Origin of the sequence: Actinokineospora globicatena (genome assembly GCF_024171945.1) — a bacterium.
Taxonomy (GTDB): domain Bacteria; phylum Actinomycetota; class Actinomycetes; order Mycobacteriales; family Pseudonocardiaceae; genus Actinokineospora; species Actinokineospora globicatena.
The window spans coordinates 394314-409182 of sequence record NZ_JAMTCR010000002.1 but is presented as its reverse complement, the minus strand read 5'-3'; the positions used below and the strand labels follow the sequence as shown (position 1 = coordinate 409182).

Genomic DNA, 14869 nt, shown 5'->3' with positions numbered 1-14869 from the left:
GCCATGAGGTCACGCGTGGTCGGTCTGCTCCTCGCCCTGGTGTGCGCCCAGGTCGCGCTCGTGGCCCCGGCGGGTGCCACCCCGGTCGTCCGGCTGGCCCGTCCGACCGGGGTGCTGCCGGTCGGCACGACGGCGGTGCACGTCGTCGATCAGTCCAGAGTGGACCCGTGGGCCCCGTCGCCGCGACCGCGGGAACTGATGGTCCAGTTGTGGTACCCCACGTTGACCACCCGCGGTGCGCGAGCCGCTTACGCCGACGTCGCGGTCACCCGGTCGCTCGAGTCCGCACTCGGCGCGCCGCTCGACTCGTTGCGGGTGATCACGCCCAACGCGCTGCAGGACGCGCCCGGCATCCCGGTTCGGTTGCCCCTGGTGCTGTTCAGCCACGGGTACGCCGGTTCGCGCGTGACCGCCACGGCGCTCGCGGAGGACCTGGCCAGCCACGGGTACCTCGTCGCCTCCGTCGACCACACCTACGAGGCCGCCGCGGTCCGCTTCCCCGATGGGCGCGTCATCTCGCACAGCATGCCGCCGGAGGAGGACATCGCCGCCGCGATCCAGGTCCGCGCGGACGATCTCAGCTCGGTCCTGACGGAACTCCTCCGCCGCCGTTTGGTCGACCCGAGTCGAATCGCCGCCGTCGGTCACTCGGCTGGCGGTGCGACCGCCTTCCAGGCGGCTAGGACGGATCGCCGGATTCGCGCGGCGCTCAACCTCGACGGTGGCCTTCCGTCGCCGGTCGCGGCGGTTCCGGTGCCCGCACTTCTGCTGACCGGCGCGTGGCATTTCGACTCGTGGACCGAATGGGCGTCCGCGCAACAGGTCTGGGGACGCCACCTCGCCGCGAACACCATGGGGCACTACAGCTTCACGGACGCGCCGTACTTCATCGAGCCGGGCGGTCTGCGCGCGCTGCCCGCCGATCTCTTCGCGGAGATGTTCGGGACCGTGAGCCCCGCTCGTGCTGTGGAGTTGCAGCGCGCCTACGTCCGCGCGTTCGTGGACTGCTGGCTCCGCGGCACCCCGACGGCGTTGTTCGACCGCGAGGTCAAGCGGTACCCGGAGGTCGAGATCCGCGATCGGTGAGCGCTACTCCGCCGGGGAGTCCGGGCCTTTCGCCTGCTGGCGGAAATGCTCGAGCACCACGCGGACGTCCTTTTCCAGCTGCTCGATCCGGCTGGTGTGCACGTCGATGACGTCAATCTTGCCGTTGATGTCGCGCAGCAGGTGCACGATCAGTTCCAGGTACCCCGGCAGGTCGTCGGCCGACTTCGCTGCGGGCTCCCCCGCCCGCGGCGGCGACCGGTGCTCCAGCACCGCGACCAGGTGCTGCGGGTGCAACTCCAGCGCCGTCGACAGCGCCTCCAACGTCAGCGGACTCCGTTTGCGGTCCCCGAGGTTGTACTGGATTTCCCGAATGGTCCCCTTGGACAGCTGCGACCGCCGAATCAGTTCCTGCTGATTGAGCCCCAGCGCCACCATCTTCTCGTTGACCACAGCGGCAACCGCGGCCCAGTCTTCCTCCACCGGATTCCTCCACCCTAGACGCAGGCGCCCGAGGGTAGCGCCCCCACATTCCCCCTCCACCCCGCCAGTAGCTACGGCTAATATTAACCCTCAGATCCGCCAAAAATCCCACCCTCTCCTTTCCCTCTCACCCCCCAAAAAAGATCAGGCCCTGACCGGATCACTCCAGCCAAGGCCCAATCCCACCCGGCGAAAGGTGGCTCCAACGCCCCCACTCACCCCAGCGGCGCAACGTCTCCCCCGAGGCTAGCCCAGCCCGCCCACCCCACCCCGGGCGGCACCCCCGCCCTGCATCGCTTCAGCGACACCCACCGGAACGCGAATGTCCACCGACGACAAATAGCGCACCCGCAGTTCCGTCATCGACCGTGTGCGGGCACTTGTACAAAACCGCGATCATCCCCAAGAACCACACCGTGCCCCAAGCAAACGCCCCGGCGCACCCAAATCCAGCACCCACACAGCGGTCTGGCTTCCCCCAGGGAACTGACACACACCCCGCTCCGCGCCACCAGGTCGGGGGTCCGGGGGCGAAGCCCTCCGGGCGGGTCTGGGGTCGCACCCCAGAGGAAATGGCGAGCGACCCGGTTCGCGCCACCAGGTTGGGGGGTCCGGGGGCGAAGCCCTCCGGGCGGGTCTGGGGTCGCACCCCAGAAGAAAATGACGAGCGACCCGGTTCGCGCCTTCCGCGAACACACTTCGCCCAGAGCGAGTGCCCCCGGCAGGATTCGAACCTGCGACGCACGGTTTAGGAAACCGATGCTCTATCCCCTGAGCTACGAGGGCTGGCAGCGGACACCCTACCGGGTCGGTCGGAGGGGTGGTGCTGGGGTCGTCCTCTGGGTGGACGTTCGGGGAGGGGGGTGGGTGGTCCACTAGGGGCGATACCGGATGTCGGTCCGCTTGGAGTGTGGGCAGGATACTCCTGGTACGGGCTGTGGAGGAGGGAGTCGGGGTGGCTGAGCGGCGGCTGGAGATCGACGGGGTCTCGAAGCGGTACGGGGATGTCGTGGCGTTGCGCGAGATGACGTTCCAGGTGAACGCGGGGGAGTTGTTCGGGTTCGTCGGGTCGAACGGGGCCGGGAAGACGACCACGATGCGGATCGCGCTGGGGGTGTTGGCGGCGGACGCCGGGGTGGTGCGGTGGGCGGGGGAGCCGATCACGCTGGAGACGCGGCGGCACATCGGGTACATGCCCGAGGAGCGCGGTCTGTACCCGAAGATGAAGGTCGCCGAGCAGCTGGTCTACCTGGCCCGGTTGCACGGTCTGTCCACCGAGCGGGCGCGCCGGTCGGTGGACGAGTGGACCGAGCGGTTGGGGGTGGCCGCGCGGCGCGATGACGAGGTGCAGAAGTTGAGCCTGGGCAACCAGCAGCGGGTGCAGCTGGCGGCGGCGCTGGTGCACGACCCGTCGATCCTGGTGCTGGACGAGCCGTTCTCCGGGTTGGACCCGGTCGCGGTGGACGTGATGAGCAAGGTGCTGCTGGACAAGGCGGCCGAGGGGGTGCCGGTGGTGTTCTCCAGCCACCAGTTGGACCTGGTGGAGCGGTTGTGCCACCGGGTCGGGATCGTCCGGAGTGGACACATGGTGGCCTGCGACACCGTCGAGGCGTTGCGGGCGGGCGGGACCGAGCACCTGGTGGTCGACGCTCCACAAGCGCCGCCGGGGTGGGCCGACGCGCTGCCCGGGGTCACCGTCAAGGAGCGGGTGGGCACCAAGACCGTGTTCGAGCTGGGCCCCGCGGTCGACGACCAGGCGATCCTGCGCGCGGCGCTGGCGACCGGCCCGGTCACCGAGTTCAGCAGGCGCGGGCAGTCGCTGACCGAGCTGTTCCGCAACGTCGTGTCGGAGCACACCGAGGCGGTGGCGGCATGAGCTCGGTACCCGATGTGCGGGTCGGCGACTGGGAGGCGGTCGGCCTGGTCGCGGGCCGCGAGATCAACACCCGGCTCAAGTCCAAGGCGTTCGTCATCACGACCGCGGCCACCCTGCTCCTGCTGGTCGGCTTCACCCTGGTGATGAAGTTCGTCTCCGGCGGTTCGGACGCCACGGTCGGCGTGTCCGGCGGCTCGGTCGCGCTGGAGGCCCCGCTCAAGGCGACGGCCACCGCCATCGGCCAGACCATCGACACCCGCCAGGTCGACGAGGCCGCGGGTCGGGCGCAGGTCGACAACGGCGAGCTGGACGCCCTGCTGGTCGGCGACGGCGGCAAGATCGTCGTGGTCGTGAAGAAGGAGATCGACGACAAGCTGCGCAACACGCTCAACGTGCTGGCCGGGCAGCTCGCGCTCAACCAGGAGATCAGCGATCTCGGCGGCGACCCGGCCAGGGTCAGCCAGGAGGTCGCCGGCGCCAAGGCCGAGGTCCGGCCGCTGGAGCCGCCCTACGACTACAACGGCCAGCAGCTGGTCATCGGCATGATCGCCGGGATCCTGATCTACATGTCGCTGCTGATCAACGGCCAGTCGGTTGCCCAGGGCGTGGTCGAGGAGAAGTCCAGCCGGGTGGTCGAGCTGCTGCTGGCCACCATCCGGCCGTGGCAGCTGATGCTGGGCAAGGTGGTCGGCATCGGCGTGGTCGGCCTGGTGCAGATGGCGGTGATCGGCGGGGCCGGGATCACCGCGGGCCTGGCGACCGGGGTGTTGACCATCTCGGTGTCGGCCGCCGTCAGCACCGTGGTCTGGCTGGTGGTGTGGTTCCTGCTCGGCTTCTTCGCCTACTCGCTGGTGTTCGCCGCGCTCGGTGCCCTGGTGTCGCGCCAGGAGGACATCGGTGGGGTGATCACGCCGCCGCTGATGTTCGTGATCCTCGGGTACGTCCTGGGCATCTCGATCCTGCCGTCGGACCCGGGCAACAAGCTGGTCGAGGTCCTCTCGATGGTGCCGCTGTTCGCCCCGACGCTGATGCCGATGCGCTTGGCGATGGGTGGCGTCCCGGCGTGGGAGGCGGGGCTCGCGGTAGTGCTAGTCGTCGCTCTTATCCCGGGCCTGGTGTGGCTTTCTGGCCGCATCTACCGCAACGCGGTCACCCGCAGCGGCGCCAAGGTAAGGCTGCGGGACGCTCTTCGCGCTTCCTGATCTAGGCCAAAGGTGGGGTCTCCGTGCTCGGGGCCCCACCTTTGCGCGTTAGTCATAGCTGTCACGTGTGGAGTCCTACGGCACGGTAGAATCTCACCGCATGCACCGGTATTTGGTGATGGAGTGACGTCGGTCGGGAGGCGCCTGTGATCAAAGTGCTCATCGCGGACGACGAGGACCTGATCCGGTCAGGTCTGCGGACGATCCTGTCGAGCGCGGGTGACATCGAGGTCGTCGCCGAGTGCGACGACGGTGTGCACGTCGCGGACCTGGCCAGGTTGCACAGACCAGCCGTCGTGCTCCTGGACATCCGGATGAACACCTGCGACGGGCTCGACGCCCTGCGCGCTCTGATGGCGCTACCTGAGCCGCCCGCCGTGTCGATGCTGACCACGTTCGATGTTGACGAGTACGTGCGTGAGGCGCTGCGTATCGGCGCGAACGGGTTCCTGCTCAAGGACACCGAACCCGCGCACATCATCAAGGCCGTACGGGACCTCGCGACCGGTGGCGCCGTCCTAGACCCGAAGGTCGCCGCGCGTGTGGTTACCACTGTCGCCGACGGCGCGCGCGCCGCTGAGCCCGCACGACAGTTGCTGTCGATGCTGTCCGACCGTGAGCTGGAAGTCGTCGGCTTGGTGGGACACGGGATGTCGAACGCCGAGATCGGCCAGCAGTTGCACCTGTCCGAAGCGACCGTTAAGGGCTACGTGTCGGCTGTCTTAGGCAAGATCGGTGCGGTTAACCGAGTGCAGGCGGCGTTAGTGGCCTACCGAGGCGGCTTGATCGCGTAGTCCTCGGACGGCGTGTAGACCTCGACCCGGTTGCGGCCGTGTCGTTTCGCGCGATAGAGCGCGACATCGGCGTTGGCGAACAAGCGCTCCAGGGTGTCGTGCCCAGTCGCGACTCCAACGCTGACTGTGGGTCGCTGGGTAACCCCGAGTACGGCGGTCCAGTCGTGTTGGTCAACCGCCATCCGGATTCGTTCCGCGACAGCTACGCCTACCGGGCTGGTGCGGCCTTCCGAGTGATCGGTCACCGCGTCGGTCAGCAGCACTACGAACTCGTCCCCAGCCCACCGCGCGATCAAGTCACCTCCGCGGCACTCGGCCCGCAGGAGCTGCGCGACCTCCCGCAGCGCCGCGTCGCCCGCAGCGTGCCCGGCCGCGTCGTTGACCCCCTTGAACCAGTCGACGTCGATCAGGACAAGCCACGGGATCCGGCCTGACGCCGTTGCCCGGTCCAAGATCCCCTGCGCGCTGCGTTCGAGACCCAGCCGGTTCGACAGGCCTGTCAGCGGATCACGAGTCGCCAACTCTTGCGCTGCCGTGGCCAGGCGTTGTGCGCGGATCGCGAGGCGACGCTGCTCTAGCGCCTGACCGAGCCCCTCTTGCAGCGTCTCGATCGCTGTCTGCCGCGCGGAGATGTTGCGCCGTAGAGCCTCTGCCTCGCCGATAGGGTCACCGTTCTCGTGGCAGATGTCGGCCAGGTCCTGCGAGTACCGCTGCAGCAGGGAAGCGTCGTTGATCCGCTCGGCCTCGTCGACGGCGATCCGGCCGAACCCGGTCGCGTGGTCGAGCCGCCCCTGCCGCCTGCGGACCATGGACAGCACCCAGTTGCCGACCGACCGCGCCCACCGGTTGTCCTGCCGCGCGGCCAGCGTCAGCGCCTCGTTGGCCGTCTTCTCGGCGCGGAACAGCTCGCCGACCCCGGCCAGCGCGGCACCGTAGGCGGCCAGGAGGGCGATGTGGATGCGGCCCTCGGTCGCCAGGCTGAGGCCCTCCTCGAACAGCGGGATGGCCTCGCGGAAGGTCGCCTCCGCCAGTTCCGGCGGCAGCTCGCAGGCGCGGAAGTTCAGCGTGCCCGCCAAGCCCTGCAGGCAGTGAGCGAGGATGTCCCGGTCTTCACCTGTTCGGGCGACCTCAACCGACACTCGACTGATTTCCAGCGCGGCCCGCCGGTGGCCGATCCCATCCAGCAGGTACCCCAACCGACCCAGGGTGTCCGCCGCGTACGACCCGGTCGGCTTCTCCGCGTCGATATCGCTCCAGCCCTCGGCGGCCAGCTCGAGGGCGAGCGGGATCCGCTTGAGCCGCCACGCCGCGACCGCCCGCCTGGTCAGGATCGCCGCCCTGGTCCACGGGTCGAGATCGGGCGGGACCTTGGCCAGCAGCTGGTCGAACAGCGAGTTGGCCTCGTTGGCCCGCCCGGCGTCGATGAGCAGGCGGACCTCCTGGTCCGCCAGCAACGCCTCGGTCGCCCCTTGGCCGTCGTGCCCCACACCGTCCCCGACCTGCTCGTCGAACGGCGGGCCGTTCGTGGTCTACGACACAGTGACGGCCAGGCTACAAGCAGGCCGCGTCGGGCACCGAACGGAGTAGTGGCAGGTCGGACCGGTTGGGGTGACTAGAGCTGGGTGGTCGAATCCGGTGAATCCCGCCACTGCGCGAACGGCCGGTCCAGCGTCCATTTGCCATCCTCGTGCGTCAGGACCCTGTGGTCGCAGTGCGGCGGGTTCGACAACGACTCGAACAGCTCGATGCTCCACGAGAACATCCGCCTGCACAGCAACCGCATCGTCAGCCCGTGCGACACCACCAGCGCCGTGTCCGGGTGACTGGGGTCGTGCTCCACGCGCGCCTCTAGCTCCGAGAGGAAGCTGGCGACCCGGTCGTCCACGTCCGCGCCCGACTCGCCGTGCGCGAGCCGGTAGAAGAAGTGGCCGAACTCGTGGCGTTTCTGCTTCTGGACCTGTTGTTCTACCGGGTCCTGCAGGTTTCCCCAGTCCTGCTCGCGCAACCGGGGCTCTTGCACACGCCGTTCTACCGGTAGACCTAACAACTCAAACGTGCGCATCGTGCGCACGTACGGACTGATGTAAGCGGCTACTGGTCGGCCCGTGAGCAGGGCACGCAAACGCGTGCCCTCGGCGCGTGCTTGCGCCTCGCCACGGGGGGTCAGGGGGAGGGCGTGGTCGGGTATGCGGCAGTAGGCCAGCTCGTCGATGTTGCCCAGGCTCTCGCCGTGCCGCAGCAAGATGATCCGCACACTCACTATGGTGCCCAATGTCCACCGTGGTCGAACAACCCTGGAGCCGTTCCGTGATCAAGTACATCGCACTGTACCGCCGGCCGGATGAACCTGAGGACTTCGACGGGAAGTACTTCGGCAGCCACCTGCCGCTCATCGAGAAGACGCCCGGGTTGGTGCGGTGGGAGGTCGCCAAGGTCCAGCGCGTCTTCGTCCCCGGTTTCCTCGGCGAGAGCGAGCCCTACCTGGTGGCGGAGATGTACTTCGCCGACGAGGCCGCGTTGAGGACCGCGCTCCAGTCGCCGGAGTGGCAGGCGGCGGGGTCGAACCTGTCGGAGATCGGTGGCCTCGACCTGGTCGCCATGTTCGCCGCCGAGGTGGCGCAGTGAGCGTTCCTGGCACGGTTGCCGTAGTGGGCGGCGGCACCATGGGGGCGGGCATCGCGCACGTCTTCCTCGCCGCCGGTAGCACTGTCGTGCTCGCTGAGGCTGACGCCGAGCGTGCCGCCATCGGGGTGGGCAACGTCGCGGCGTCGCTGAACAAGGCGGAGGAGCGCGGCAAGCTCGACGGGACCGCGGCCGAGCTGCTCGGTCGGCTGTCCACAGTGGAAGACCTCGGCGCGCTGCCGCCGGAGACCGCCCTGGTCGTCGAGGCCGTGCCGGAGCGGATGGAGCTCAAGCGCGCCGTGTTCGGTGCCGCGGCGCGGCAGTGCCCGGACGCGGTGCTCGCGTCGAACACCTCGTCGTTGTCGATCACCGAGTTGTCCGACGGCCTGCCGGGTGAGCGGCTCATCGGCATGCACTTCTTCAACCCCGTGCCGGTCCAGGCGCTGGTGGAACTGGTCCTGCACCCCGGCATCGCCCCGACGACCGTGGACACCGTGCGCGGGTGGGCCGAGGCGCTGGGCAAGACCGTCATCCAGGTCCGGGACTCGCCGGGGTTCGCCACGTCCCGGCTGGGGCTTGTGGTGGGTCTGGAGGCCATCCGGATGGTCGAAGAGGGCGTCGCGTCGGCCGAGGACATCGACACCGGTATGCGTCTTGGCTACGCCTGGCCTATGGGTCCGTTGCGCTTGACCGATCTCGTTGGTCTTGACGTGCGGCTATCCATCGCCGAGCACCTCGCGCGTGAACTCGGCCCTAGGTTCGAGCCGCCGCGGTTGTTGCGCGACAAGGTCGCTCGTGGGGAGCTAGGGCGCAAGACAGGGCAAGGGTTCTTCTCGTGGTAGTCATCCGCCCTTACGTCGACAGCGACTACGAAGCCACTTACCGCTTGCGGCGCTTGTCGTTCGGCGGCCCTCACGAACCTCCGCCGGACACTGGCCAGTCGCCAGGTGGATCGAGCGCTCTAGTCGCGCACGACGACTCAGGGCTGGCTGGCTTCTTGCGCGTCTGGAACTACCGGCAGTTCTTCGGCGGTAGGGCTGTGCCGATGGGTGGCGTCGCGAGCGTGTCGGTAGCGCCCCACGCGCGCGGTAGCGGTGTCGCGGGCCGACTGCTCGTCGACGCTCTAGCGCTGATGCGTGAACAGGGCCAAGGGATCTCCACGCTCTACCCGTACGTGATCCCGCCCTACCGCCGTCACGGCTGGGAACACGTCGGCACCATGCAGACCGCGTTGGTGACGTTGTCGGAGCTAGCGGGCACCCCGCGATCAGACGTCGCCGTCCGCCCCGCGACCGAAGCCGACCTCAGCGCCATCCACGCCTGCTACCTGAAGACAGCGTCAACCGTCGACGGCATGCTCGACCGCGCGACGCCCGCGTTCGACCTCTCGCGCATCCTCGAACTCGACGTGGTCACCGTCGCGCCGGGACCTGACGGTCTACGTGGTTACCTTTCCGCTGGTCGCCCCGATGGCAAGCGTTTGCGCGTCTTCGACTTGGTCGCTGAGGACCTCGACACCGCGCACGCGCTCCTCCGGCAACTCGGCAGCTGGTCGGGCGGGATCACCGACGCCAACCTCCGCTTCGTCGACCACGCCTTGCTCGACCTCACGGTTCCCGGTCGTCTCCAGCGCGGGCTGGAGGTCCACGACTTCATGCTGCGCGTCGTCGATCTCCCGGTAGCGGTAGCCGCGCGAGGTTGGCCTGCCGTGGCCGCGTCTAAGCCCTTCAGCGTGGACATAGAGATCACCGACGAGCACGCACCCTGGCAGGCCGGACGGTGGCGCCTGATCCACGAGGACGGCGTGGTCACCGCAGAGCCGGGCGGCAACGGTGAAGTGCAGTTGACGGCCCGCGCGCTCGGTCCCTGGTACGCGGGCTCGGCGACAGCGGCCTCCCTCCGAAAGGCAGGGCTGCTGACCGGGCCACAAGAGGCGGCGATAGCGCTCGACAGGCTTACCGGCGCGCCGCACCCGGTCCACCTAGCCGAAACGTTCTGAGTACTACTCTGCGCGTTTGTGCTGCTCATCGTCCTTGAACTCATCGGCCTGGCCGTGTTCGCGGCATCCGGGGCGTTGGCGGCGGTCAGAGCGCGACTAGACCTCTTCGGTGTCGTCGTCCTAGGGCTCACCACAGCTCTAGGCGGCGGCATCCTCCGAGACGTCCTGCTGGGCATCCACCCGCCGACCAGCCTCACGACCTGGACCTACCTGGTCGTCCCAGTCGGGGCAGCGCTAGGCGTCTTCGGTTTCCACCCGCAGGTGGCGAAGCTAAGGCGAGCGGTACTGCTAGCCGACGCGATTGGCCTAGGGCTGTTCACCGTTTCCGGTACTGCTACCGCGCTCAACACCGGCGTACCCGCCTACACCGCCTGCCTGATCGGCATGACCGCAGGCATCGGCGGTGGCGCCCTACGCGATCTCCTACTCCGTGAGATACCCCTAGTTTTGCGGCGCGAGATCTACGCGCTCGCCGCGCTGGCCGGAGCCGTCGTAGTTGTCGTCGGAGCCAAAGCGGGCTGGTCAGCGGCTCTAGTCGCGGTAGTAGGAGCGACGATCGTTACCGCTGTCCGGCTGATCGCACTCTGGCGGCAATGGAACGCGCCAGTCGCTAGGGGCCTTGAGAGGTGAACTCTCAGGCGCGTCTCAGCAGCACAGTGAACACTAGCCGCATGCGCATTCTGGTAGTCGACGACGACCGGGCCGTGCGCGAGTCCCTACGGCGGTCGTTGCAGTTCAACGGCTACCAGGTAGACCTCGCCAGCGACGGCCAGCAGGCGTTGGAGGCCGTCCTCGGCACCGGCGGTGACGAGGTCGACCGCCCCGACGCCATGGTGCTCGACGTGATGATGCCCCGGCTCGACGGCCTGGAGGTCTGCAGGCGCCTGCGCGGCGTCGGCGACGACCTGCCCATCCTCGTGCTCACCGCGCGCGACCTGGTCTCCGACCGGGTGGCAGGCCTGGACGCGGGCGCTGACGACTACCTGCCCAAGCCGTTCGCGCTGGAGGAGCTGCTGGCCCGGCTGCGCGCGCTGCTGCGCAGGGCCGCCCACGAGCAGACGACCAGCACCGCGCCCACCCTGGGCTTCGCCGACCTGGAGATGGACCCGGGCACCCGCGAGGTGCGCAGGGGCGAGCGCCAGATCAGCCTCACCCGCACCGAGTTCGCCCTGCTCGAGCTGCTGCTCTCGCACCCGAAGCAGGTGCTCACCCGCGGCCGGATCCTGGAGGAGGTGTGGGGCTACGACTTCCCGACCTCCGGCAACGCGCTCGAGGTCTACGTCGGGTACCTGCGCCGCAAGACCGAGGCGGACGGCGAGCCGCGGCTGATCCACACCGTCCGCGGTGTCGGCTACGTGCTGCGTGAGACCCCACCCTGATGACTGACATCCACGTCGGGGACCGCGCTACCCAGCGTGTGTCCCTGCGCTCCCGCATCACCTTGTTGGCCGCGTTCTGCGTCGGCGGAGCGGTCGCCCTGGTGTCCCTCGGCGCGTACATCACCGTGTACCGGGGCCTCTACACGCAGGTCGACGACAACCTGCACGAGCGCGCCGCCGCGCTGGTCAACAACACCCAGGTCGTGGCCGAGGGCCGCACCGAGATCCCGCGGATCTTCCTGGAGCTCTCGGACATCAAGTTCGACGTGATCGACGAGAGCGGCGCGTCGGCCATCAACCGCCCGGTGATCCGCCCGCCGGTCGGCCCCGAGGAGCTCAAGGTCGCCGCCGGGGCCAAGACCGAGTGGGTCCGCACCGACCAGTCGACGGACGCCCGCGTGCTCGCCGTGCAGTACCCGTTCCTGGACGGCACCGCGCTCGTGCTCGCCCAGCCGCTCGAGTCGACGAAGAGCACGCTGAGCAAGCTCGCGGTGGTTCTTATCGTCATTGGCGGCTCCGGGATCATCGTCGCTGCCTTAGCGGGTACCGCAGTCGCGCGCGGCAGCCTAAGACCGGTGCAGCGCCTTACCGCCGCAGCCGAGCGCGTGACCAGGACCGGTGAACTCAGGCCTATCCCGGTTGCCGGGGACGACGAGCTGTCCCGGCTCACCGACAGCTTCAACACCATGCTCGGCGCGGTCGCGGAAGCCCAAGAACGACAACGCAGGCTCGTGGCCGACGCCGGGCACGAGCTGCGGACGCCACTCACCTCGCTGCGCACCAACCTCGAGCTGATGCTCGCCTCGGAGGCCCCCGGCGCGCCGAACCTGTCCGCGCAGGACCGCGCCGAGATCCAGGACGACCTGCGCGCCCAGCTCGACGAGCTCACCCAGCTCATCGGCGACTTGGTCGAGCTGGCCAGGGAAGACGCCGCGCCCGCGGTGCAGGAGCACGTGGAGCTTGTGGAGGTCGTCGAGCAGGCGCTCGACCGCGCCCGTAGACGCTCCAGCCACGTGCAGTTCGACGTGCGACTACAGCCGTGGCACCTCGTGGGGCACGCCGCCTCGCTCGAACGCGCTGTGCTCAACCTGTTGGACAACGCGGTGAAGTTCAGTCCGCCAGGTGGTGTTGTCCGGGTGGAGTTGACGCCAACGGGTGACGGTTACGCCTTCCTGCAAGTTGCTGACGCGGGCGAGGGAATCAACGACGAGGACCTCCCGCACGTGTTCGACCGGTTCTACCGCTCGGAGGAAGCCCGCACGCTCCCGGGATCCGGTTTGGGCCTGGCGATCGTGAAACAAGCCGCGGAACGGCATGGTGGATCTGTGTTCGCTGGTAGGTCTGCCGACGGCGGCGCGCTAATGGCCATGCGCCTACCCGGCAGGACAGACTGATCCGACTGGGGTAAGACGGCATCGCGGACAAACAGAACCGCTCGTTTGACTGCGTAGAATTGTGTTGTGCTCGCACGTCAGCGTCAGGAACTGATCCTGGAGGAGATCCGGCGCACCGGCGCCGTCCAGGTGCACGCCCTGGTTGCCCGGCTCGGCGTGTCCGACATGACCATCCGCCGGGACCTGGACGTGCTGGCCAAACGCGGCCTCGTGGAGAAGGTCTACGGCGGTGCCACCGCCGCCGTGGGGCCCTCGCGCGAGCCCGGCTTCAAGACCGTCCGCTCGCTGCAGGAGAAGGAAGCCATCTCCGCGCACGCCGCGTCGCTCATCCGCCCCGGTACCGCTATCGGGATCTCCGCGGGCACTACGACGTGGACCTTCGCCAGGTTCTTGGACGAGGTACCCGACCTGACCGTTGTCACCAACTCCATCAAGGTCGCCGACGTGCTGCGCGCCGGGCGGCGGGACTGCACGGTAGTGCTGACTGGCGGCGTGCGGACCGCGACCGACGCGCTCGTTGGCCCTGTCGCGGTGCGAACACTCCGGTCACTGCACCTGGACATGGTCTTCCTCGGCGTGCACGGCATGGCCGAGGGCCCCGGTTTCACCACGCCGAACATCAACGAGAGCGAGACCGACCGCGCGCTGGTCGAAGCGGGGCAGCGGCTGGTGGTCATCGCCGACCACACCAAGTGGGGTGTCGTCGGCATCTCCACGGTGGCCGCGCTGGAGGAGGCGGATGTGCTGATCACCGACGACGGGCTCCCCGAGGACGCCGTCGCCCTGCTGCGCGCCAAGGTCGGCCAGTTGGTCGTCGCCGAGCCGCTGCCAGAGCTCGAGGAATACGTCGAGGCCGAGGTGTGAGGCGCACAGCAGCCCGGCTCGCCGATGGCCGCGAGATCATCTACTTCGACGACACGCCGGGCGCACCGGCCAGGGTCGCCGCGGACACCCGCGACCTGCCGCCCGCCGAGAGCACCTCGCAGATCCGCCGGGACCCGCTCACCGGCGAGTGGGTGGTCATCGCCGCCCACCGACAGACGCGCACCTACAAGCCGCCTGCCGGGTTGTGTCCACTGTGTCCGTCCGTGCCGGACCAGCCGACCGAGGTCCCCGAGGCGAGTTACGACGTGGTCGTCTTCGAGAACCGCTTCCCGTCACTCGCCCAGCACGCGGTCGGGGAGTTCGAGCCGGGACTCGTCCCGCGTGCGCCAGGTGTCGGCCGGTGCGAGGTCGTTTGCTTCACCGACGACCACAACGTGTCGTTCGGCCAACTGAGCCCTGCGCGCGTGCGCACGATCGTCGACGTGTGGGCTGACCGAACAGCAGCACTGTCAGCACTACCTGGTGTCGAACAGGTCTTCCCGTTCGAGAACCGCGGCGACGAGATCGGCGTGACCCTGAGCCACCCGCACGGGCAGATCTACGGCTACCCGTTCGTGACACCCCGCACGGAGAAAATGCTGGCTGTCGCCCAAGCGCGCGGCGGGCCAATACTCGGCGACGTTCTCGCGCACGAACAGGCGGACGGCAGCAGGATCGTCGCGTCCTCCGAGCACTGGACCGCCTACGTGCCCGCCGCCGCGCGTTGGCCCATAGAGGTGTACCTCGTGCCTCACCGGCATGTCCCCGACCTGCCCGCGCTCACCTCAGCCGAACGCGACGACTTCGCGAGCCTCTATCTGACAGTGCTTGGCAAGCTGGACGGTCTCTACGACCGAGAACTGCCTTACATCGCCGCGTGGCACCAGGCCCCGGTCAGCGTCGGCCGCGAGTTCGCGTGGCTGCACCTAGAGGTCTTCTCTACGCTGCGAACAGCGGACAAGCTGAAGTACCTGGCGGGTTCTGAGTCCGGCATGGCGGTCTGGATCAACGACGTCACGCCCGAGGACCAAGCGGCCCGACTCCGCGCCGCGCCCACCCGCTACGGCGGCTGAGCCGGAAACACGGGTTCCGCACAGGACTGTCTCAGGTGCTTCTCAGTCACGACGGCCAAGGTGGTTCACATGACCGAGAACAACCCCGACGAGCAGGCCGGACAGATCAGTCCCTGGTCAGCGCAGGCCGCCACCGGCG

15 protein-coding genes and 1 tRNA gene are annotated in these 14869 nt (G+C 68.6%); 12 read left to right on the top strand and 4 right to left on the bottom strand.

Translation table 11 applies throughout. The features are described 5' to 3' along the window. The first annotated feature begins 3 nt into the window (after window positions 1-3). Window positions 4-1086, top strand: coding sequence for an alpha/beta hydrolase family protein (locus tag LV79_RS01935; protein WP_253831457.1), 1083 nt, complete (start codon window positions 4-6; stop codon window positions 1084-1086). A gap of 3 nt (window positions 1087-1089) precedes the next feature. On the opposite strand, the gene LV79_RS01930 is transcribed toward LV79_RS01935, so the two are convergent. Then, on the bottom strand, window positions 1090-1527 hold the full coding sequence (locus LV79_RS01930; protein WP_253831456.1) for a transcriptional regulator: 438 nt from the start codon (window positions 1525-1527) through the stop codon (window positions 1090-1092). A 713-nt stretch (window positions 1528-2240) separates the two neighbouring features. Further along, window positions 2241-2313 (bottom strand) — tRNA-Arg (locus LV79_RS01925). A 169-nt stretch (window positions 2314-2482) separates the two neighbouring features. Between LV79_RS01925 and LV79_RS01920 the strand changes: the two genes are divergently transcribed. The 3 genes from LV79_RS01920 to LV79_RS01910 all read left to right on the top strand — a co-directional run bounded on the left by LV79_RS01920 (window position 2483) and on the right by LV79_RS01910 (window position 5399). After that, window positions 2483-3403 carry an ABC transporter ATP-binding protein gene (locus LV79_RS01920; protein WP_253831455.1) on the top strand — a complete coding sequence of 307 codons (921 nt, stop codon included), beginning with the start codon at window positions 2483-2485 and terminating at the stop codon, window positions 3401-3403. Further along, entirely contained in the window at window positions 3400-4605 is a 1206-nt protein-coding gene (locus tag LV79_RS01915; protein WP_253831454.1) for an ABC transporter permease, read from the top strand. Before LV79_RS01920 ends, LV79_RS01915 begins: the two co-directional genes overlap by 4 nt. Window positions 4606-4751: 146 nt before the next feature. Then, complete coding sequence (locus tag LV79_RS01910; protein WP_253831453.1) at window positions 4752-5399, top strand: response regulator; 648 nt, start codon at window positions 4752-4754, stop codon at window positions 5397-5399. Here LV79_RS01910 and LV79_RS01905 read toward each other — a convergent pair. Further along, on the bottom strand, window positions 5375-6886 hold the full coding sequence (locus LV79_RS01905; protein ID WP_253831452.1) for a GGDEF domain-containing protein: 1512 nt from the start codon (window positions 6884-6886) through the stop codon (window positions 5375-5377). The two genes, LV79_RS01910 and LV79_RS01905, sit on opposite strands and share 25 nt — an antisense overlap. 125 nt (window positions 6887-7011) lie before the next feature. After that, window positions 7012-7653 carry a histidine phosphatase family protein gene (locus LV79_RS01900; protein WP_253831451.1) on the bottom strand — a complete coding sequence of 214 codons (642 nt, stop codon included), beginning with the start codon at window positions 7651-7653 and terminating at the stop codon, window positions 7012-7014. Window positions 7654-7706: 53 nt separating this feature from the next. Here LV79_RS01900 and LV79_RS01895 point away from each other — a divergent pair, with 53 nt between their 5' ends. The 8 genes from LV79_RS01895 (at window position 7707) to galT (ending at window position 14730) form a co-directional block, all read left to right on the top strand. Continuing rightward, complete coding sequence (locus tag LV79_RS01895) at window positions 7707-8024, top strand: EthD family reductase (protein WP_253831450.1); 318 nt, start codon at window positions 7707-7709, stop codon at window positions 8022-8024. Further along, window positions 8021-8863, top strand: coding sequence for a 3-hydroxyacyl-CoA dehydrogenase family protein (locus LV79_RS01890; protein ID WP_285470583.1), 843 nt, complete (start codon window positions 8021-8023; stop codon window positions 8861-8863). Before LV79_RS01895 ends, LV79_RS01890 begins: the two co-directional genes overlap by 4 nt. Then, window positions 8857-10020: a GNAT family N-acetyltransferase gene (locus tag LV79_RS34320; protein ID WP_253831449.1), complete on the top strand. Its 1164-nt coding sequence runs from the start codon at window positions 8857-8859 to the stop codon at window positions 10018-10020. The genes LV79_RS01890 and LV79_RS34320 overlap by 7 nt, the downstream gene beginning before the upstream one ends. An 18-nt stretch (window positions 10021-10038) precedes the next feature. Further along, the gene (locus LV79_RS01880; RefSeq protein WP_253831448.1) at window positions 10039-10650 is read left to right on the top strand and encodes a trimeric intracellular cation channel family protein; all 612 of its coding nucleotides are present in this window, start codon (window positions 10039-10041) and stop codon (window positions 10648-10650) included. A gap of 41 nt (window positions 10651-10691) precedes the next feature. Next, window positions 10692-11399 (top strand): response regulator transcription factor, encoded by a 708-nt coding sequence (locus tag LV79_RS01875; protein ID WP_253831447.1) that lies wholly within the window; start codon window positions 10692-10694, stop codon window positions 11397-11399. Next, window positions 11399-12793, top strand: coding sequence for a HAMP domain-containing sensor histidine kinase (locus LV79_RS01870; RefSeq protein ID WP_253831446.1), 1395 nt, complete (start codon window positions 11399-11401; stop codon window positions 12791-12793). Before LV79_RS01875 ends, LV79_RS01870 begins: the two co-directional genes overlap by 1 nt. Before the next feature lie 66 nt (window positions 12794-12859). Then, the gene (locus LV79_RS01865; protein ID WP_253831445.1) at window positions 12860-13657 is read left to right on the top strand and encodes a DeoR/GlpR family DNA-binding transcription regulator; all 798 of its coding nucleotides are present in this window, start codon (window positions 12860-12862) and stop codon (window positions 13655-13657) included. After that, complete coding sequence (gene galT, locus LV79_RS01860) at window positions 13654-14730, top strand: galactose-1-phosphate uridylyltransferase (RefSeq protein WP_253831444.1); 1077 nt, start codon at window positions 13654-13656, stop codon at window positions 14728-14730. The genes LV79_RS01865 and galT overlap by 4 nt, the downstream gene beginning before the upstream one ends. Window positions 14731-14869 lie beyond the last annotated feature (139 nt).